General features: G+C 47.3%; 21 protein-coding genes. 6 read left to right on the top strand and 15 right to left on the bottom strand.

Translation table 11 applies throughout. The features are described 5' to 3' along the window. Nucleotides 1-81 precede the first annotated feature (81 nt). The 10 genes from CHK_RS08250 to CHK_RS08205 all read right to left on the bottom strand — a co-directional run bounded on the left by CHK_RS08250 (nucleotide 82) and on the right by CHK_RS08205 (nucleotide 7,169). The gene (locus CHK_RS08250) at nucleotides 82-618 is read right to left on the bottom strand and encodes a 2-oxoacid:acceptor oxidoreductase family protein (protein WP_046443572.1); all 537 of its coding nucleotides are present in this window, start codon (nucleotides 616-618) and stop codon (nucleotides 82-84) included. Nucleotides 619-620: 2 nt separating this feature from the next. Continuing rightward, nucleotides 621-1,358 carry a thiamine pyrophosphate-dependent enzyme gene (locus CHK_RS08245; RefSeq protein ID WP_046443571.1) on the bottom strand — a complete coding sequence of 246 codons (738 nt, stop codon included), beginning with the start codon at nucleotides 1,356-1,358 and terminating at the stop codon, nucleotides 621-623. 2 nt (nucleotides 1,359-1,360) lie between these two features. Then, complete coding sequence (locus tag CHK_RS08240) at nucleotides 1,361-2,422, bottom strand: 3-methyl-2-oxobutanoate dehydrogenase subunit VorB (protein WP_046443570.1); 1,062 nt, start codon at nucleotides 2,420-2,422, stop codon at nucleotides 1,361-1,363. Nucleotides 2,423-2,468: 46 nt separating this feature from the next. Beyond that, on the bottom strand, nucleotides 2,469-2,675 hold the full coding sequence (locus CHK_RS08235; RefSeq protein WP_046443569.1) for a 4Fe-4S dicluster domain-containing protein: 207 nt from the start codon (nucleotides 2,673-2,675) through the stop codon (nucleotides 2,469-2,471). Nucleotides 2,676-2,747: 72 nt separating this feature from the next. Then, on the bottom strand, nucleotides 2,748-3,434 hold the full coding sequence (locus CHK_RS08230) for a hypothetical protein (protein ID WP_046443568.1): 687 nt from the start codon (nucleotides 3,432-3,434) through the stop codon (nucleotides 2,748-2,750). 70 nt (nucleotides 3,435-3,504) lie between these two features. Continuing rightward, complete coding sequence (locus tag CHK_RS08225) at nucleotides 3,505-4,764, bottom strand: CdaR family protein (protein WP_046443567.1); 1,260 nt, start codon at nucleotides 4,762-4,764, stop codon at nucleotides 3,505-3,507. Further along, nucleotides 4,761-5,618 (bottom strand): diadenylate cyclase CdaA, encoded by an 858-nt coding sequence (gene cdaA, locus CHK_RS08220; RefSeq protein WP_052740458.1) that lies wholly within the window; start codon nucleotides 5,616-5,618, stop codon nucleotides 4,761-4,763. The genes CHK_RS08225 and cdaA overlap by 4 nt, the downstream gene beginning before the upstream one ends. Before the next feature lie 11 nt (nucleotides 5,619-5,629). Then, nucleotides 5,630-6,712 (bottom strand): SpoIIE family protein phosphatase, encoded by a 1,083-nt coding sequence (locus CHK_RS08215; RefSeq protein ID WP_046443566.1) that lies wholly within the window; start codon nucleotides 6,710-6,712, stop codon nucleotides 5,630-5,632. Then, on the bottom strand, nucleotides 6,702-6,947 hold the full coding sequence (locus CHK_RS08210) for a hypothetical protein (RefSeq protein WP_046443565.1): 246 nt from the start codon (nucleotides 6,945-6,947) through the stop codon (nucleotides 6,702-6,704). The genes CHK_RS08215 and CHK_RS08210 overlap by 11 nt, the downstream gene beginning before the upstream one ends. Before the next feature lie 9 nt (nucleotides 6,948-6,956). Then, complete coding sequence (locus CHK_RS08205; RefSeq protein WP_046443564.1) at nucleotides 6,957-7,169, bottom strand: hypothetical protein; 213 nt, start codon at nucleotides 7,167-7,169, stop codon at nucleotides 6,957-6,959. A 122-nt stretch (nucleotides 7,170-7,291) separates the two neighbouring features. On the opposite strand from CHK_RS08205, the gene CHK_RS08200 reads away from it, so the two are divergent. The 4 genes from CHK_RS08200 (at nucleotide 7,292) to CHK_RS08185 (ending at nucleotide 11,097) form a co-directional block, all read left to right on the top strand. Next, a complete protein-coding gene (locus CHK_RS08200) occupies nucleotides 7,292-7,579 on the top strand; it encodes a hypothetical protein (protein WP_046443563.1) in 288 nt (95 codons plus the stop codon). Next, nucleotides 7,576-7,785, top strand: a complete 210-nt coding sequence (locus CHK_RS08195) for a hypothetical protein (RefSeq protein WP_046443562.1) — start codon at nucleotides 7,576-7,578, stop codon at nucleotides 7,783-7,785. The genes CHK_RS08200 and CHK_RS08195 overlap by 4 nt, the downstream gene beginning before the upstream one ends. Nucleotides 7,786-7,899: 114 nt before the next feature. Next, the gene (locus CHK_RS08190) at nucleotides 7,900-10,158 is read left to right on the top strand and encodes a glycosyltransferase family 2 protein (RefSeq protein ID WP_052740457.1); all 2,259 of its coding nucleotides are present in this window, start codon (nucleotides 7,900-7,902) and stop codon (nucleotides 10,156-10,158) included. A gap of 57 nt (nucleotides 10,159-10,215) precedes the next feature. Further along, the gene (locus CHK_RS08185) at nucleotides 10,216-11,097 is read left to right on the top strand and encodes an aldose 1-epimerase family protein (protein ID WP_046443561.1); all 882 of its coding nucleotides are present in this window, start codon (nucleotides 10,216-10,218) and stop codon (nucleotides 11,095-11,097) included. A 96-nt stretch (nucleotides 11,098-11,193) separates the two neighbouring features. Here the strand turns inward: CHK_RS08185 and CHK_RS08180 are convergent, their stop codons facing one another. After that, nucleotides 11,194-11,556, bottom strand: coding sequence for a hypothetical protein (locus CHK_RS08180; protein WP_160295617.1), 363 nt, complete (start codon nucleotides 11,554-11,556; stop codon nucleotides 11,194-11,196). 221 nt (nucleotides 11,557-11,777) lie between these two features. Here CHK_RS08180 and CHK_RS08175 point away from each other — a divergent pair, with 221 nt between their 5' ends. Together CHK_RS08175 and trxA are read left to right on the top strand one after the other, a co-directional pair. Continuing rightward, entirely contained in the window at nucleotides 11,778-12,704 is a 927-nt protein-coding gene (locus CHK_RS08175; protein WP_046443559.1) for a GtrA family protein, read from the top strand. 184 nt (nucleotides 12,705-12,888) lie between these two features. Further along, on the top strand, nucleotides 12,889-13,206 hold the full coding sequence (gene trxA / locus CHK_RS08170) for a thioredoxin (protein WP_046443558.1): 318 nt from the start codon (nucleotides 12,889-12,891) through the stop codon (nucleotides 13,204-13,206). A 154-nt stretch (nucleotides 13,207-13,360) separates the two neighbouring features. On the opposite strand, the gene CHK_RS08165 is transcribed toward trxA, so the two are convergent. The 4 genes from CHK_RS08165 to CHK_RS08150 form a co-directional block, all read right to left on the bottom strand. Continuing rightward, nucleotides 13,361-13,573 (bottom strand): cold-shock protein, encoded by a 213-nt coding sequence (locus tag CHK_RS08165; protein WP_046443557.1) that lies wholly within the window; start codon nucleotides 13,571-13,573, stop codon nucleotides 13,361-13,363. 212 nt (nucleotides 13,574-13,785) lie between these two features. Beyond that, entirely contained in the window at nucleotides 13,786-14,427 is a 642-nt protein-coding gene (locus tag CHK_RS08160) for a nitroreductase family protein (RefSeq protein WP_046443556.1), read from the bottom strand. Nucleotides 14,428-14,484: 57 nt separating this feature from the next. After that, entirely contained in the window at nucleotides 14,485-15,732 is a 1,248-nt protein-coding gene (locus CHK_RS08155; RefSeq protein WP_052740456.1) for a glycosyltransferase family 2 protein, read from the bottom strand. A 196-nt stretch (nucleotides 15,733-15,928) separates the two neighbouring features. Further along, complete coding sequence (locus tag CHK_RS08150) at nucleotides 15,929-17,395, bottom strand: GntR family transcriptional regulator (protein ID WP_046443555.1); 1,467 nt, start codon at nucleotides 17,393-17,395, stop codon at nucleotides 15,929-15,931. Nucleotides 17,396-17,425: the final 30 nt, after the last annotated feature.

The raw sequence follows: 17,425 nt of genomic DNA, 5'->3' as shown, positions 1-17,425 counted from the left end.
CATTCTTCGTCGCGCCGCCGATTTAAAAAGACAACAAAAAAGCTGTTGCCAATGGCAACAGCTTTTCATTGTCTTAACTGGTTATCTCGCAGCTTGTGCGCCCGCTTCCAGCGCTTTTTCATTCATAGGAATCAAATGCGCCTTCTTTTCTCCCATAATCTTTGCAAGGCATTCGATGATCGTCTTATTTTCGACCACATGCGCACATTCGTTGTACGCGCCAAGCATAACCATATTCGCGGCCTTAATGCTGCCAACCTGCTCTGCAAGTGAATTTGCAGGAACCTTGATTACCCTCACGTCCGTGCGCGTAGGCTCTATCTCGATCAAATCCGAGTTGATGAGCAGCAGTCCGCCCGGTTTCAGGTCCTTTTCGTATTTTTCCAGGGAAGGTCTGTTCATTACGAGTACGCAGTCCGCATCCACGACAACCGGGGAGCCGACCTCGCCATCAGATACCACAACGTTACAGTTGGCGGTTCCGCCACGCATTTCCGGGCCATAGGACGGCAGCCACGAAACGTTTTTTCCCTCGTTCATTCCCGCATACGCAATGATCTGCCCTGCGAGAAGCACGCCCTGTCCGCCGAAACCGGCTAAAATAATCTCTTCCGTCATGATTATTTGCCCTCCTTTGTTACGCCCAGCGGATACTGCGGCACCATGTTATCTTCCAGCCATTTCAGGGCTTCCACCGGGTTCAGCCCCCAGTTTGTCGGGCATGTGGAAAGGATTTCCACCATAGAAAAGCCCTTGCCCTCCATTTGGTACTGGAATGCTTTTTTAATCGCCTTTTTCGTCTTTATAATGCTTGGGACATTGTGCACAGAGGTACGCTCAATGTAATACGCACCGTCCAGCGTCGCAAGCATTTCTGCCATTCTAACCGGCATCCCCTGCGTTTCCGCATTCCTGCCATAAGGAGACGTCGTGGTCACCTGCCCAACGAGCGTTGTGGGCGCCATCTGTCCGCCTGTCATACCATAAATCGCATTGTTTACGAATATCGCTGTAATTTTCTCTCCCCTTGCAGCGGCATGGACGATTTCCGCTGTGCCGATCGAAGCAAGGTCGCCGTCGCCCTGATAAGTAAACACGAGATCCTCCGGGCAAGTGCGCTTGATTCCTGTAGCAACCGCCGGAGCCCTTCCGTGCGCCGCTTCCATCATGTCGCAGTTAAAATAATTATATGCAAATACCGCACATCCGACCGGCGCGATGCCGACCGCCTTATCTTCCATGCCCATCTCCTCAATACACTCGGCAACCAGCCTGTGGATAATGCCATGCGTGCAACCAGGGCAGTAATGGAAGGGCACGTCTGTGAGCATTTTTGTCTTTTGAAATACTTTTGCCATGATTATTTGCCCTCCTTCAGCTTTTTAACGGCATCTACAACCGCATCAGGAGTCGGGATGAACCCGCCAACCGTTCCATAGAACTCGACCGGAACCTTGCCGTTTACCGCAAGCCTTACGTCCTCGATCATCTGTCCTGTATTCATTTCCACACAAAGTATCCCCTTAACATGCTCCGCAGCTTGTGCAAACGCATCCGAAGGGAAGGGCCACAGGGTAATCGGACGAATTACGCCGACCTTAATGCCCATTTCACGCGCTTTGAGGGCAGCGTTTTTCGCGATACGCGCCGTCGTTCCGAAGGCCGCGATCACATAATCCGCATCCTCTGTCATAAACTCCTGCACACGCGTCTCATTTTTGGTAATCTCAGCATATTTCGCCTGGAGCTGGTCATTTACCTCTTTCATCGATTCCGCTTCGATATAAAGGGAATTGATGATATTACGCTGGCGGGATTTATCCTTCCAGCCGTTTGCCGCCCATGTTTTCTCCGGCAGGTCGCGTCCCTTTGTTTCCTTGAACGCAACCGGCTCCATCATCTGCCCGATCATTCCGTCTCCCAGAATCATAACCGGGATGCGGTACTGGTCTGCAATGTCAAAGCCTTCCGCAACAAGGTCCGCCGCTTCCTGTACGCTTGACGGAGCAAGTACCACAAGATGATAGTCGCCGTGGCCGCCGCCCTTTGTCGCCTGGAAATAGTCTCCCTGCGACGGAAGGATACCGCCAAGGCCAGGCCCGCTGCGGATGATGTTTACAATCAGGCAGGGCAGCTGCGCACAAGCGATATAGCTGATCCCCTCCTGTTTTAAGCTGATTCCCGGCGAGGACGAGGACGTCATGACGCGCGCACCCGCGCCTGCCGCTCCGTACACCATGTTGATTGCAGAAACTTCGCTTTCCGCCTGAATAAACGTCCCGCCGATTTGTGGCATCCGTTTGGACATATATTCAGGAACCTGATTCTGAGGCGTGATCGGATATCCGAAAAAATGCGTACAGCCTGCTTTGATAGCCGCTTCCGCAATGGCCTCGTTCCCCTTCATTAATACCTTATCCATAAATTCCATTCACCTTTATCTAAATTTATTTGATCTCACCTTATGCTTATTTATCTACCTCAAGAGCGCAATCCGGGCACATACGCGCGCAGGATGCACAGCCGATACACTCCTCCGGCTTCTCGATCCCAATGGGATGATAGCCCTTGGCGTTAAGATGCGATTTATCAATCGCGAGAAGGTCTTTGGGGCAAGCCCCGATACACAGGCCGCAGCCCTTGCAGGTATCTTCATAGATCGTTAAATTAGCCATTTTTTTCTCACCTTTATATGTAAATATTTTAGATTTTGTTCTAAAAAGCGCCGAATGGCGCTTATTTATAGATTAGCACTTTTCATGTTCATCGTCAACAAGCCAGTCTGGAAAAGTATAGATCGTAAGTGGTATCTGCGGGATATGATACCCTGCTTCTTTAAACTCCACCAGTATTTCCGGTTTCCCGGAAACATAGGAGATCGGTACGCCCGTACGCTTCGAAACCTGCTCGCAGACAACCTGCCCATCCAGTAAATCTACAGCGCTGCTTTCCCGTCCAAGGTTCGTATTGTTGATAATTCCATCTATGGAAAGCCGGATTCGCGCGCTGATTTGCTCCATCATTTCGATGATCTCGTCTGCGCTGCGCTGCAGGGGCCTGCGCGCGTTTACCACGTAATAGAGCATGGTATCCTCCCTCACGGCCTGGAACTTCTGGAGCAGCCCGCCGAGCGCCGCCGCTCCGACCGGATCTCCGCCCGCGTCGAACACCGCCGCTTCGTATTCAAATGCCGCGTTAACCTCGGCAGAAAGCACCGGGACATCCACATTGGTATTCGCATACGGCGGCGCAATCAGGTAGACGCCGTTTTTTTCAAGGAGCTCCGCGCTTTCCGCGCTCCGGAAATACGGGTTTACGACATCGATATCCACAAGCGCTGTCTTTGCCTTTTTGGCGAGCGCAATGGAAGTATTGAGTGATAATTCCGTCTTCCCGCTCCCGTAATTTCCTGCAAATATATTGAATTTTTTCATAGTTTCCTCCAAGAACAAAGACACCTTTGTGGTGTCTTTGCAGCCATGTCTTTTATTGTTCAGCCCGTTTTCAGGTGATCGTTACAGTCACCGTAGCCTGCGATGGCTCCAACCGCACGCCGAGGTCCGGTTCATTTTCAAACTTAACCGGCACATTTTCGTGAACACCCTTTGAAAGGCCAGTCAGGTCTACAAACGGCTTGATTTTTGAGGAGGTGATATCATTTGTGTCATACACTTCCTGCGTGCCGTAGACATTGATGTCGATTGCCGTCGGACTGATGCTCGCCGTAAGCCCGTCCTCCAGGTTCCTTGCCCTGATTTCCTTGGCGGAATAGGTCCGCATGATCTCCGGCTGGGAAATACTCAGTTGCAGCTTTACAGTGGACGGCGTTGCCGCAATCACGCCCTCAGGCAGCTTGACCTTTGCCTCGATGATCATATCGCCCTGGGCGCCCTCCAAATCGATTGGCTCAAGCGATACCGAAGTAACCGGATCGATATTTTCCAGCGTCCCCGCGATGCTGACCGTTTCCGGATCCACAGTCAATTTACTGATTTCAAAGCCCGACGCAAGCCCCGTGATGCTGCTTTTCACAGCCTCCGTATCAATCGGCACATCCTTTTTGGGATAGACGGGCATTTCCACAATAACCGACGGAACCCCTGTAAACAGGTCGCCTGAGAGCTCGTTTCCGTTGCTGTCGACAAGCGTTACCTTATAGCTCTCTTTGGTAGAAGTTTCCATGGAGTCTATATTGATATAGCAAATTGCCTTGGATACCTTTTCTACATTTGATTTGGAACCGCTGACGCTGACATTCGCCTCATCAAGCACAGGCTGCCCATAATAGAGCCAGTCCTTCTGGTCTCCCGTGAGTTTCACTTCCACCGGCACCTCACGCGATGCAATTTCTTCTATTGTAATGGTGACCGTTTCCGGATCCTTGCTGACAATCGTACTTTGACTGAATGTGCTCGTTGCCTTCACAGGCAGCGTGTATTCACCTACGTCATTGATCGAGGAAAGGTCTACGGTAGCCCTGATCATATTCTCATTCAAATACTGCAAAGCATCCGCGTTTGTTTCCGCCTCCACCGTTACCGATTTTAAGAGCTCGGAAAGAGGTACCGTGGATGTAAGGCCCTTTTGCTTGAGCTCGTCCGCCGCTGTAAAGGTGACGGGAATATCTTTGAACACTTTTGATTTGGGCGGATTGGTCTCGGCGATCATGAAGCTCCACAAAACAAGTGCAAAAATAAGCGCAATCAGCTTCATTTTCCAATTATTGACAAATATCCGTTTGATGATATCCACAACTTTACTCAATTATCGTCACCCACCTTACGTTTGAATTTTGATCCGGTGAGTTTTTTACTTCCCTTTTCCTCCGTTTCCGGAAGATAGAGCTCGGACAATATCTCCTTTAACGCTTTCGCATCGATGTAGCGCCGCAGCACGCCGTCATACGCAAAGGAAATAATTCCCTTTTCCTCCGATACCACCAGCACATACGCATCTGATACCTCGGAAACCCCCAGGGATGCCCTGTGCCGCGTTCCAAGCTCCTGCGCTACCTGTTTATTATCAGATAACGGCAGAAAGCAGCCTGCGGCGACAATGCGGTCGTTACGCAGGATCATCGCCCCGTCGTGCAGGGGCGTATTGGGATAAAATATATTCTCGATCAGTTCACTGGAAATATCAGCGTCAAGCATTGTGCCTGAATCCATCACGTCCCCAAGCCCTGTTTTTCTCTCAAACACAAGAATCGCGCCCACTTTTTGTTTGGACATACTAAGCATTGCGCGTGAAATTTCTTCGATGATATGCTCGGCATTTTTCACTTCCATCTGGGATTTGGTGGCGAAGGTGAAAATTTTGCCGCGTCCGAGCGCTTCAAGCGCGCGCCTGATTTCCGGCTGGAATAAAATCACGATAATGACAGCCCCCGCGCTGAGCATGGTATTCATCAGCCACGAAGCCGTTTGCAGATTGAGCGCGACAAAAACCCTTGATAAAATAAGGATGATTCCCACTCCGATGAGCACCCTCACCGCCCGCGTCCTCGCAAGCAGCTTAATCAGCCAATACAGTATGACTGTTACTATAATGATGTCTACTACGTCACGCCAGGAAAACGCTATCAACGCATTCCCGATCGCTTCAAATATTCCGGTCAACCGTATACTCCTTATCCGTTTTTCATACACAGCAGCATCGTAAGGTCGTCCTCAGGGTTACTGTGCAATTCTTCCCTCACTTCATCAATAAAATCTTCGCTGCGGAAATCCTCTCTTCCAAGCAGTTCAAAAAGCCGGTCTTTTACTTTTGGATCGCTGTGGATATTATCTACGCCATCCGTGTAAATCAGCATCCGCATGCCTTCCTGAAACGTAAAAAAGCCGTCCTGGTAGGATTCGTCCCCAAACCAGTCGCATAATGGATGCGACGGCATATAAAGCTCTTCAAATTTTCCTTCGTGGTAAACGACCGGCATCACGGAAAAGCCGGCATTGGAATACGCAGCCTGATTCGTTTTAAGGTCTATAACCGTGATAAATGCCGTGATATAAATCGAATCCGAAAGATTGAGATCCACATATTCCTTTTCCGCGTAGGAAAGTATCTCCGACGGAAGGAAGTTGCCCATCAGGCACGCTGCGCGAACCACCCTTGAGAAGAATACTGCCAGCATCGCCGGCATAACGCCATGTCCGGAAACGTCCGCCACGTAAATAACAAGCTTGTCATCATACACCGTGCAGTCGTAGATGTCGCCTCCTACCGCTTCGCATGGGAAAAATCCTGCTGTAAGCTCGTACTCATCCACCTTGGGGAGCGCTCCCTTCACAAGGGCCTCCTGCAATTTACGCGCGAGCTGCAAATCCTTTTGCATTTTCGCATTTTGCATCAACAGGTTTTGTTTGATGTTGTAGTCAAGCGTAATATCGCGAAACACCTCAACCGCCGCATTGACTTCATCCCCTGAGGCGGCCAGCGGCGAAACCGTCACCGAATAAACGCGCCCTTTGACCTTGCGCGTCAGGCGCCGCGGATCTCCGGTACGCATTACATCGCGCGACAAGCAATTTTCACATCGTATTTTCTGGTGAAACGGCTCATAACATTCCCGTCCAACCGATTCCCCAAACCGCTTCACAAAGGCCTCGTTTGTCATAAGAACCGTGCCATCCTTGGCAATGACACGAACCATATCGCTCATTGCATTGATGATAGACGAAATATATTCCGTATTATAGGTGCTATTCTTCAAATTGTTCTCCCTCATCTTCATTGAGCAGTTCCTGTAATTTCATAATATCGATGCCGATACCGCCGCACATTTCATTTTGCTTTAACAGCTCGCCGTCCGTAAGGGGCTTACCAAGAGCAATCCTGCTGCTGCTCATCTGGTTCAATTTTTCACGTTCTTTTGCAAAGAGGCGCATTTTTTCATCCAGCTCGCGTAGCATTTCACGCTCGGCTTCGCCGTTATTATTTTCCTTCATGACAGTTCCTCACTCGTCTGCAATTACCGCTGATAGGATTCCTTTTCTGTCAAAAACACGAATTGCTTTTTTTTGAGTACAATATACGGTTATCTTTTCTTCCGCGATATTACGTATATATACCCGCCGCTGCGAAATTCCCTTTTTTCCATCATATACAATAATAACCGGTTTATCTTCCCGCTTCGCAAAAATGAGCGTCCGATCAATAATATCACTCATAAATATATATCCTTTATATTATAATACTAACATAAACGTCATCCTTTGTTAACAAGAATTAACTAAATTTTTTATGTCCTTATACCTCATCGCGTGGTATAATATCGTCAAAGGATGAAGCTATGGATTTAACGCACTTGACAATTAATCAGACGATCGGTACAATCGCCTTTCTGGCGGGAGTCGTACTATTGCTGATCGAGCTTTTCCGCAATGGCCTGAGCAAGATCAGTATTTTTTCTTACGGCTGCTTTGTGCTGAGCAGCATCCTTCTTTCCAGCGATATCTGGCTGTGTATCGTTGCAATCGCCGGGCTTACAGTGCTTTTTGGCATACTGCTGAAGTTTTACCGGCGCGAGGTGCGGCGGCGCGCAAAAACCGCAGCTGAAAAAAACGAGGTGGAAAAATGAAGATCTGTCCTCTCTGTAAAACAAAATTCGAAGATTCCGCGGAGTTCTGCCCGCACTGCAAGGCGCAACTCGAGGATTTGAAACAGGTGGAACAGGAAGAAAAAAAGCCTGTTCCCAAATCTTTTTGGATCGCCCTCCTTGCAACCTTTGCATTTATCGGCGGTTTTATCCTGTTATATAAGCTCGTCTATTCGCAGTTTATGTAACAGCTTTGGATTGCAAACAGGAATCATGACATTGCTGTCATATTCCTGTTTTTTTATGTTATAATATTGTTTGCAATCAAAAACGCCGAGGCGTTAAAACGATGGAGGAAACGGATGTCTAAACTGGCTAACTTACGCAAGGTGACCAAAAAGCTAAAAGGACAAAAGCTCAAAAGGATGACGGCGATCATCAGGGATTACGGTCTGTCGGAATTTCTGCGCAAGGTAAAGCAAAAAATGCAATTTGGAGACGCAATCACCGATATTTACCAGCATGTTGGGCTCATTACCAACGAGTCCTTTATCAAGGACGCGCAAAACCCGGCAGGGTACCATCCTGAAAAAAGCGTCAGCTTTATGACCAGGCCGCTTTCCCACAACATCGGACGCGTCGATATCCTGACACAAAACCCGGATGGAAACGGCACCCTTACGATGACGATCAAAAATGCAAAGGGAGAAATTCTGCGCGAAATGACAGCGACGGACGTTAAGCATAACGGCTACACGGTTTTTACCTTTTTACCAATCCTGAAAGCCATACAGGTTCCGCACTATTTTACGTTTATCTCAGACCGTGAGGGTTGCGGGGTGCTTGTAAACCATAAAAAGAAGCGGCACGGTTTTTCCGTGGAGTGCGGCGGCTGCGTCGCCTGTAAAATTTATATGCAAAAGGATGCGCAGTATCTTTACTGGATGAAAAACAACGATCCAACCCCGGAAAAACTCCAAGCCCAGCGTACGCACGTTTTTGCGTTCTCACCCAAAATCAGCGTCCTTGTGCCCCTCTATAATACGCCCGAGCGTTACTTGCGGGATATGATAGAATCTGTGATCGCACAAACATATACAAACTGGGAGCTTTGCCTTGCGGACGGCAGCACGCAGGACGGGCTTGAGGAAATTATCTCCTCTTACCGCGACGAGCGCATCGTATACAAGCGGCTTGAAAAAAACGAAGGGATTTCCGGCAATTCCAACGAAGCCATCAAAATGGCGACAGGCGAATATATTGCGCTGCTCGACCATGACGATCTTCTGATGCCGCAGGCCCTTTATGCGAATGTGGAGCTGCTCAACAAGGACAGGGATTACGAATTCATCTATTCCGACGAGGATAAGCTTACAGAAGACGGCGAGCGCCGTTTCGATCCCTTCTTTAAGCCCGATTTTTCACCGGATATGCTTCTTGCCTTTAATTATATCACGCATTTTGTGGTCATCAAAAAATCACTTTTGGACGAGGTTGGTTACTTCCGCAAAGAATTTAACGGAGCACAGGATTACGACCTTTTTTTGCGCCTGACTGAAAAGGCAAAAAAGGTTGGACATATTTCAGATATCCTTTACCACTGGCGTTTGTCCCTGGGTTCCACCGCTTATTCCTCGGATGCAAAGAGCTATACTATAGAAGCCGGGCGCTCAGCCCTCGAGGCGGCTTTTTTACGGCGTGGGCTGCTGGGCGCGCATGTGGCGAATCATACGCTTGATAATTACTACATCACAAGCTACGATATTCCTCAGCCACACCCGTTGATCTCCATCATTATTCCCAACAAGGATGAAAAAAAGACGCTCAAAAAGTGTATTGATTCCATTCTCAGAAAATCGACCTACGATAACTTTGAGATTATTATTGTGGAGAACAACAGTACCGGCAAAGAGATTTTCAGTTATTATGAGACGCTCAAAAAAAATCCGAAAATACGGATCGTGGAGTGGAAGCATCCATTCAATTATGCAGCGCTCAATAATTACGCCGCAGCGCAGGCAAAAGGAGAGCTTTTGCTCTTTATGAACAATGATATGTCCGTGATTTCCGGGGACTGGATGGAACAAATGGCGATGCACGCCCTGCGCCCGGAGATCGGACAGGTTGGAGCGAAGCTGTATTACCCGGACGACACAATACAGCACGGCGGCGTTGTCCTCAAAATCGGCAGGGTTGCCGGGCACTCACATAAACACCTCAGCCGTTACGAAGTAGGTTCCTTTGCCCGGATGATCCTCACGCACAACGTATCCGCAGTAACCGCCGCCTGTATGATGATGCGCGCAGCGGTATTCCGTGAGGTCGGCGGCTTTGACGAACAATTCGTAGTCGCTTTCAATGATGTTGACCTTTCACTTAAGGTGCGCGATCAGGGCTATTACATTGTGTGGACACCGTTTGCGGAGCTTTACCATTACGAATCCAAAACACGCGGTTATGAAGAGACTCCTGAAAAAATCAAGCGTTTTGAGGGCGAGCAGGAAAAATGGCTCGCAAAATGGGATAAAAAGTATCCTTACGATCCATTCTATAACAGGAACCTGACCAATGAACTGGAGGATTATTCGATCAATGTGGAAAAAATCAAACATGTCGACTGATCCTGTTGATTGACAAAAAACTATTGAGGGTAAAAAATAAAAAAGGAGATAAAAACCATGATTTACACGATCGAAAACGATTCAATCCGCGTTCAAATCTCGGACGTCGGCGCGGAGCTGCAATCCATTGTCGGCAAAAAAGACAATACGGAATACCTGTGGCAGGGAGACGCGCAGTACTGGAGCGGGAGGGCGTATAACCTGTTCCCGATCTGCGGACGCCTGACGGACGGAAAATATACCTATCAGGGCAAGACCTATGAAATGAACCTGCATGGGTTTGCACGCAAATCCGAATTTGCAGTAAAGGAACAGACGCTCGACTCCATTACCTTCCGTTTGAAGGCAAATGAGACGACGCTGGCGCAGTATCCGTTCCGCTTCGATCTTCTGATCACCTATACGATCAAGGGCGCGAGCCTCAAAACAACCATCACTGTAAAAAATGACGACACGCAAAGCATGATATTCGCGGTCGGCGGGCATCCGGGCTTCAACGTGCCCATGAATGAAGACGTTCCCTTTACGGACTACTACCTTGAATTCGACTGCGAAAAACCCGCTAAGGCGATCGTCATGAGCCCCACCTGCTATACCACAAGGGACACCGAAGACTTCCCGCTGGAAGGCGGTACCACGCTGCCTCTGCGTCATAACCTGTTTGATAACGATGCAATCGTCCTGCAGGATATGTGCAAAGCTGTGACGTTAAAATCCAGGACAGGGAAAAAATATATCCGCGTAGAATATCCGGATATGAATTATCTCGGCTTGTGGCATGCGCCCAAGACCGAGGCGCCCTACCTTTGCATCGAACCCTGGACGAGCGTTCCGGCCTATGACAGCGAGGTTGACGACCTCGAGACAAAGCGCGATATGCTCCGTCTCGAAGCGGGCGAAACGTATAAAAACAGTTATACGATTTCAATAGAAGGCTGATTTTTGGCATTCCCCTCCAGATACAAAAGCCCCGTTCTTCCGAAATGAACGGGGCTTTTCTTTTTGAAAATTCCTGCTTTACTATTCAGCCTGTGCTTATGGGGTAAGCTGGTACAACGTAAAAAATCCCAGAAAACCCTTTTCCTGATAGGTAACGCTTTGCCCGTCCCGTTCAAACTGGTACCGTCCGTCCCCCAGCTCCTGCATCTGCCAGCCATTTTTCAGCATCATGTCCTGAAATCTTCCTTTATCTTTTTCCCTTATTATATAATCCCCATCCTGCAGGTCGTATACGCTTCCCGTGACGCCTGTGATCATTGCACCCTTGATCTCGCTAAGCGGAAGATATTTGTCAAACGTCCCCTGTCCTGCAAATACAAAAACAAAAATAATAAACAAAAGCAAAATAATAATAACGTTCCGGATCGCCTTCATATGCGTCATTCCTTTCCCAGTCAATTATAGCAATTTGTCAAAAGATTGGAAACAGGCTTTTGGTATAAATTGCAAATGCAAGCAATTTATCGTAAGTTTTACATAGCCGGCTTTCCGCAAAACCGCTGTAAAAATTATATAGCGGCGCCTGTTAAAAATCAAAACTCAACTTTTTCTTTCGATCCTGCAAATTCCATATGGCGTACATTGCGTTTCAGGCGTTTCGGTGGTAAAATAATAACATTATGAATCATGAAACGACAGCGGTCCTGCTGCTTGGGCCGGACGAAAAACTACAAAATGAGCTGCTTGACGCAGGCGCTTTCGTATCGGTATATTCCGGAAAAAGCGTTCGAAGCAGTTTGCGCGAATTAGCTTCTGATACAACGTATTCCATCTTTGTGACAGTTGATCCTGCCGATGGCTTTTCTTCGGCTGACATACTTAAGGTTGCCGGGGATGCTTCTGCCCATCCCTCCGACATTATCGTCGGCGAGCGGAAAACCCCTGAGAAAAAGTCGCTCGCACATACAATTTACTGCTTTCTGGCGGGCGTCGAAACAAAGGATATCACCTCTTCCCTGATTGGAATGTCACGCGAAAATCTTGAAACGATGCTTGCAATGAAGGGCAACGACAAGCTGTTTTTACAGAACGTTATTCTGGAAGCCCGCGCAAAGGGCATTGCCGTAAAAGATGTGGAAACAGGCGTCGCGCTCAAAACAGAACCTGGTTTCAATATACTCAAAACCGCAAAATTATATCTGGTGTTCATTAAGTTCAGCATTTCCGCATTTATTTCATATCTTGTGGATATTGGTACCTTTTACGTATTCCAAAAGGTATTTTCTTTCCTGGATGACGAATTCAAAATTTTGACCGCTACAGTGCTTTCAAGGATTCTTTGTTCGATTGCAACCTATATCCTTAACAGGAGCGCGGTCTTCCAGTCCCAGGCTAAATCCGCAGGAACTGCCGTACGGTTTGTGATCCTTGCGGCGATCCAGCTTGTCGCTTCGTGGCTGCTCGTATGGGGTATTGGCTCGTTGCTTGGCGGAGGGGACGAGGTCAATACCATTCTCAAGGTCGTCGTGGACCTCGTGATCTTTATGGCAAGTTTCACAATCCAGCGCGACTGGGTATTTAAAGAATCCAAGGGCCTTTTAAAGTAACGGTATAAAAAACAAATCAAACGCCTGTTCGCAGCATTGCGCGCAGGTTTTTTTTATCTCTGCAAAGGTATATTTCAGAGATAAAAAACAATATCATTTATTTTAATAAAAATGTTTTATGCCCTCCCTTGTTGTTTAGATATAAATTGTACCTTAATTAATGATTTTTAGAGGAGTGGATAAAATGAGTATTAAACATATCAATGAAGCACAATTTGATGCGGAAGTATTGCAGGATAAGGGTTTGGTTCTTGTTGATTTTTATGCGGACTGGTGCGGTCCATGCCAAATGCTCGGCCCGATTATGGAAGAGGTTTCCGACGCGCTTGGCGATAAGATTAAAATTGTAAAAGTCAATGTGGACGAGGCTCAGAGTATCGCGCAGCAATATGGGGTTATGTCTATCCCGACCGTATACCTGTTTGACGCAGGTTCGAAAATGAGCAAATTTGTAGGCGTGAAATCGAAGGAAGAAATTATTGATTTTATCGAAAACGCTTAAAAGCCGGTTACCAAACGCGGAGTGATCTGCGTTATCCTATACCCCCAATCATAAAAAACGGCGTTCTATGAACACCGTTTTTTATTTGCGTAAATCTTCTGTAAATAAAAAGCTTTCCACTTTAGTGAAAAGCTTTTTTGTTCATGCTTTTGCTTTAGTCGATGCAAACATTGACCGCTCTGATTTTGTTGCTGTCACGCGAATCCTGCTCTGTGTCATATGTTACTTTCTGTCCTTCAGCAAGTGTTTTATATCCATCTGTCTGAATCGCAGAAAAATGTACGAATACATCATCCCCGCCGTTATCATCCGAAATAAAACCAAACCCTTTTTCTGCATTGAACCATTTTACTGTACCGTTATTCATGAACCAGTACCTCCAAATAAAAATAAAAATTGTAACCGATCTATAAATGAAAAACACATATTTTGCAAGGCATCTACGTAATAAATGACTTACAAAATATGTGAAAATCAATTAATACATCAACTACTTTTTTTATGTTATCACATTCTTTTAATCTTGTCAACGAAAAAACAGCGTTCCCGCCTGACTTTTGAACGCTGTTTTACAATTTCCTATTTTTTGATTTCCAATATTTCGTCAAGTGGCTTTAACGTTTTTTCCATAGGCGTATATTTTGGCCTTCCCATGGGTATCACGCTGATGAGTTGCCTGTTTTCTTCCTTCACGCCCAAAAGCTCCGATATCTCCTTGTGCGCGATGACCGGATCGATCATCCAGCAGCAGCCATAGCCCATATCCTGCATCTGAAGCATCATATTTTCCACCGCAGCGCCAATGGTAAGCACATCAGGATAAGCGATCGTATCCATCATCTGGCGGTGCGTATATCCGTTCCTCATAAAAAATTCCGTAACGCGCGGATCAAAATAATCAAGATGATCCATATAGACGAACATCACAAGCGGCGCTTTGCGAAAAAACGTTGTTGATTTTACCCTGCTCGTAATAAATTTTTCATCCGACTTACCATCCTGGTAAAACTCCTCGATTGCTTTTCCAGTCGCGTCCGCAACCTTCCCAATCAGCTCTTGATTCGTTACCGCAACAAAATGCCAGCACTGGCTGTTGCAACCGCTGGGCGCGGTACGGGCTGCTTCTATAAACGCCTTAATATCCTCGTCCGGCACCGGGGTATCTTCAAATTTACGAATGCTCCTGCGCGAGCATGCCAATTTATAAAAATCCTGACCCATGTTGATTTCCTCCTTTAGCGCACATCCTCTTTTGAAAATGTCTTCTGTATTTTTATGTTACCCTGCAATATTAACATCGTCAATCGTATATTTGCTGTTGTGCACGATCGGCACCCATTCCGTCCGCGGATGGATCAGCGCCGCAAGCGCAACGCACATCATTGTAAACATGAAGATAGGATACAGCCATATTCCACGCTTCATGCTGCGCGCATCCTTGTTCTCGAGCCTTAATGTCAAAAACGCTACAATAACGGCAAGCAAATAACCAAAGGCCATTGTTATCCCCATAACAGGCAGCGCCCACGCTGAAAGTACAGGATTGAGCATCATGCCGACTACCGCTACTACATTGAGCGGAATCGCAAGGCCTGTCGCCGGAATAAACAGGATATACCACGCGAGGTCCAGCGCCTTTTTATTGCCGCCAAACACGCTTTTCATAATTGTGGAAAAATACAGGGGAATACACTGCAACCCGCCGATCATCCAACGAAAGCGCTGCTTGAGCGATACATCGAGCGTCGAGGGCTGTTCATCATAAAAAACAGCCTTGCGCGCCGGCAATATCTTGTTTCCTTTGCAAATCTGCTGGATTGAAAACTCAACGTCTTCGGTAAGTGATTTTGTGTTCCAGCCTTCTTCCCCAAGCGCCGCCAGCTTAAAAGCAAAGCCGGTTCCGCCCACCATACTCGAAAGATTCATCGTATGGCGCGAGGTATAATAAAAACGCATCAGCATCAGCCAATATATGGAATATACCTCGCTGATCCATGAATCGTGCACATTTTTGCTGTCGCGGTAGCCTAGGGCTACATCCGCCCCCGAGCAAAGCGCGTGGTTCATCTCAACCAGGAAATCCGGCGCAGCAAGGTTATCTGCGTCAAAGACGCATATTGCATCGATATCCTGCGAATGGTTTTCCTGCAGTTTATCGATCCCAAAATGAAGCGCAAAGCCTTTTCCCCGCTGCTCCGCGTTAAAACGTTCGTATACAATCGCCCCGTTATCCCTTGCGACCTGCGCCGTAGAATCAGTACAGTTATCTGCGATAACGAACACCTGGTATTTATCACGCGGATATTTCTGCTTTTCAAGGCTGCCGATCAGGTTCCCGATCACATTTTCTTCATTGCGTGCACAAATCAGTATGGCAAAACGGTGTTGCTTTTCTTCCAGCTTTTTGAGCTCTTTTGGTTTGCGCAATCCCATGAGGGTAGTGACTACCGTCCATAGAGTGATCGGCGCGGTAATAATCGTTAAAACAATGGTAATCCATTTACAGATTTCAAATCCAATCTCCATAGCCCCTACGTCCCCCCAAAGTATTTTATCCCATTCCCAGTTATGTTTTTTATTATACCTGAAAATGTCTTATAAGTCTTTAAGAACTCCTTAATTTTTCAAAGTTTTTAGAAAGGCGATTTCCCTTTATGAAAGCAACCTTCCCTGCCCTGCCCAAAACCCGGTGAATGTCTGACAAACAGATACCTGAAAGGTCTTATTCCTGGTAAATGGTGGGCCGGGGTGAAATGATCCCGGCCGCCTGGGTGATCCCCATTTTCAGCATTGTCTTCTTCGATGTTTCAAAAACAAAAATCATCAGTTTTTCCATCTCACACGCAAAACGGTTTCCATCCCTTTGTTCGAGGCTTTCAAGAAGCGCCGCGGCGAATGGCACGAACCGTTTTTCCTTATTCCTTCCAGAATACCTCAGCGGATAGCCCCAGATCAGGAGTGTCAAAAGTTTTTTATAGATTTCCCGCAATGTTGCATGACTGTTGTATTTGGTGACCAGCGCCAGGAGAAGGCCGGGCAGCGCGGAAAAATCCTCCATGGCAATTTCTTCCCGCAGTTTTTGTATGACCGTCCGGAAGGTCTCTGCCCCAACGCGGGGAAACGTATCCTTTACCACCGCGGCACAGGTGACTGCGAAAATCTGCATACTCTGCAGGTATAAAAGCAGGTTTCTCCTGATTGCCTGAGATTCCCAGTCTATTTTATCCTCCCCTTCAAAGGCCGGCAGGCTGCGCGTTCCTTTTCCATTTACCGTTTCAACCGCTCCAATGCTGCAAAGCAGGCTTAGCGCCCTGCGCATCGTCATAACGGAGGTGTCATACTCCTGCGCGAGTTTGGCTGTCGACGGCAAATAACCTCCTAGGGGAAATACTCCGAAATTGATTTTCCAGACGATATTTGTGGCAATGGAAAAATAGCTCTCCGGCCTTCCCGTATGCAATCTCCAGCGGAATGGTACCTGCTCTATCCGGCCTTCATCCTCACAGGCCAAATCCGCATACACACGGATACGCTCCCCATAGCGCCGGTAGATATCGTTAATTTCATCCCACAACCGTTTCCAGTCATTTTGTTCCCTGTAAAGCAGCGTTTTTTCGAGTACCGCTTTCATACCGCGATAATACCTGCCGTCTATTTTGTTCTCCTGAAGCATATTATCCGTATACGCGAAATGGATAAACATGATCACATCCGTATAAAGATCCTGCATCAGAGTATTTCCGGTTTTTTGGAACAGATATTGGAAATAGTCGACAAAATATTGCCTGTTTTTATCCGGATCGGCTTTTACCGTCATTACACGCAACGCTTCCATGTCCTCTTTTTCGCATACCAAAAAACCCTGCAGCTGCATCGGGGCAAAAATCAGCTTCATGCTTGCTTCAAAATCAATCAGCGCTGCTTTACGTGAGAAAAAAAGGTCGCGTAAATCCCTGTTGCTTTTTTGGGGGCATTTTTGCACGACCGCAGGTCTCCCTTTCCCCATGGAAACAATCCCCCGCGCTTCCATTTCTTTCAGCGCGCTGCGCGCTGTATTGGCGGATACGCAAAACTGCACGCATATCTGCCGTACGGAAGGCAGCTTATCGCCCTTCTCATAAAAGCCAAGATTGATCCGTGAAATAAAAAATTCCGCAATCATCCAATATAATTTTTTATCCTGCTTCATAACGCCCGCTCCCTCCTGGACATGCCGGGA

The organism is Christensenella hongkongensis (assembly GCF_000981035.1).
GTDB lineage: Bacteria > Bacillota > Clostridia > Christensenellales > Christensenellaceae > Christensenella > Christensenella hongkongensis.
The sequence above is the reverse complement of the archived record's forward strand: the minus strand, read 5'-3'. Positions and strand labels throughout refer to the sequence as shown.

Bases quoted from the DNA above. Each gene is read 5' to 3' on its own strand.
- CHK_RS08250 (WP_046443572.1), bottom strand. From the start codon at position 618: ATGACGGAAGAGATTATTTTAGCCGGTTTCGGCGGACAGGGCGTGCTT.
- CHK_RS08245 (WP_046443571.1), bottom strand. From the start codon at position 1,358: ATGGCAAAAGTATTTCAAAAGACAAAAATGCTCACAGACGTGCCCTTC.
- CHK_RS08240 (WP_046443570.1), bottom strand. From the start codon at position 2,422: ATGGATAAGGTATTAATGAAGGGGAACGAGGCCATTGCGGAAGCGGCT.
- CHK_RS08235 (WP_046443569.1), bottom strand. From the start codon at position 2,675: ATGGCTAATTTAACGATCTATGAAGATACCTGCAAGGGCTGCGGCCTG.
- CHK_RS08230 (WP_046443568.1), bottom strand. From the start codon at position 3,434: ATGAAAAAATTCAATATATTTGCAGGAAATTACGGGAGCGGGAAGACG.
- CHK_RS08210 (WP_046443565.1), bottom strand. From the start codon at position 6,947: ATGAAGGAAAATAATAACGGCGAAGCCGAGCGTGAAATGCTACGCGAG.
- CHK_RS08205 (WP_046443564.1), bottom strand. From the start codon at position 7,169: ATGAGTGATATTATTGATCGGACGCTCATTTTTGCGAAGCGGGAAGAT.
- CHK_RS08200 (WP_046443563.1), top strand. From the start codon at position 7,292: ATGGATTTAACGCACTTGACAATTAATCAGACGATCGGTACAATCGCC.
- CHK_RS08195 (WP_046443562.1), top strand. From the start codon at position 7,576: ATGAAGATCTGTCCTCTCTGTAAAACAAAATTCGAAGATTCCGCGGAG.
- CHK_RS08190 (WP_052740457.1), top strand. From the start codon at position 7,900: ATGTCTAAACTGGCTAACTTACGCAAGGTGACCAAAAAGCTAAAAGGA.
- CHK_RS08185 (WP_046443561.1), top strand. From the start codon at position 10,216: ATGATTTACACGATCGAAAACGATTCAATCCGCGTTCAAATCTCGGAC.
- CHK_RS08175 (WP_046443559.1), top strand. From the start codon at position 11,778: ATGAATCATGAAACGACAGCGGTCCTGCTGCTTGGGCCGGACGAAAAA.
- trxA (WP_046443558.1), top strand. From the start codon at position 12,889: ATGAGTATTAAACATATCAATGAAGCACAATTTGATGCGGAAGTATTG.
- CHK_RS08165 (WP_046443557.1), bottom strand. From the start codon at position 13,573: ATGAATAACGGTACAGTAAAATGGTTCAATGCAGAAAAAGGGTTTGGT.
- CHK_RS08160 (WP_046443556.1), bottom strand. From the start codon at position 14,427: ATGGGTCAGGATTTTTATAAATTGGCATGCTCGCGCAGGAGCATTCGT.
- CHK_RS08155 (WP_052740456.1), bottom strand. From the start codon at position 15,732: ATGGAGATTGGATTTGAAATCTGTAAATGGATTACCATTGTTTTAACG.
- CHK_RS08150 (WP_046443555.1), bottom strand. From the start codon at position 17,395: ATGAAGCAGGATAAAAAATTATATTGGATGATTGCGGAATTTTTTATT.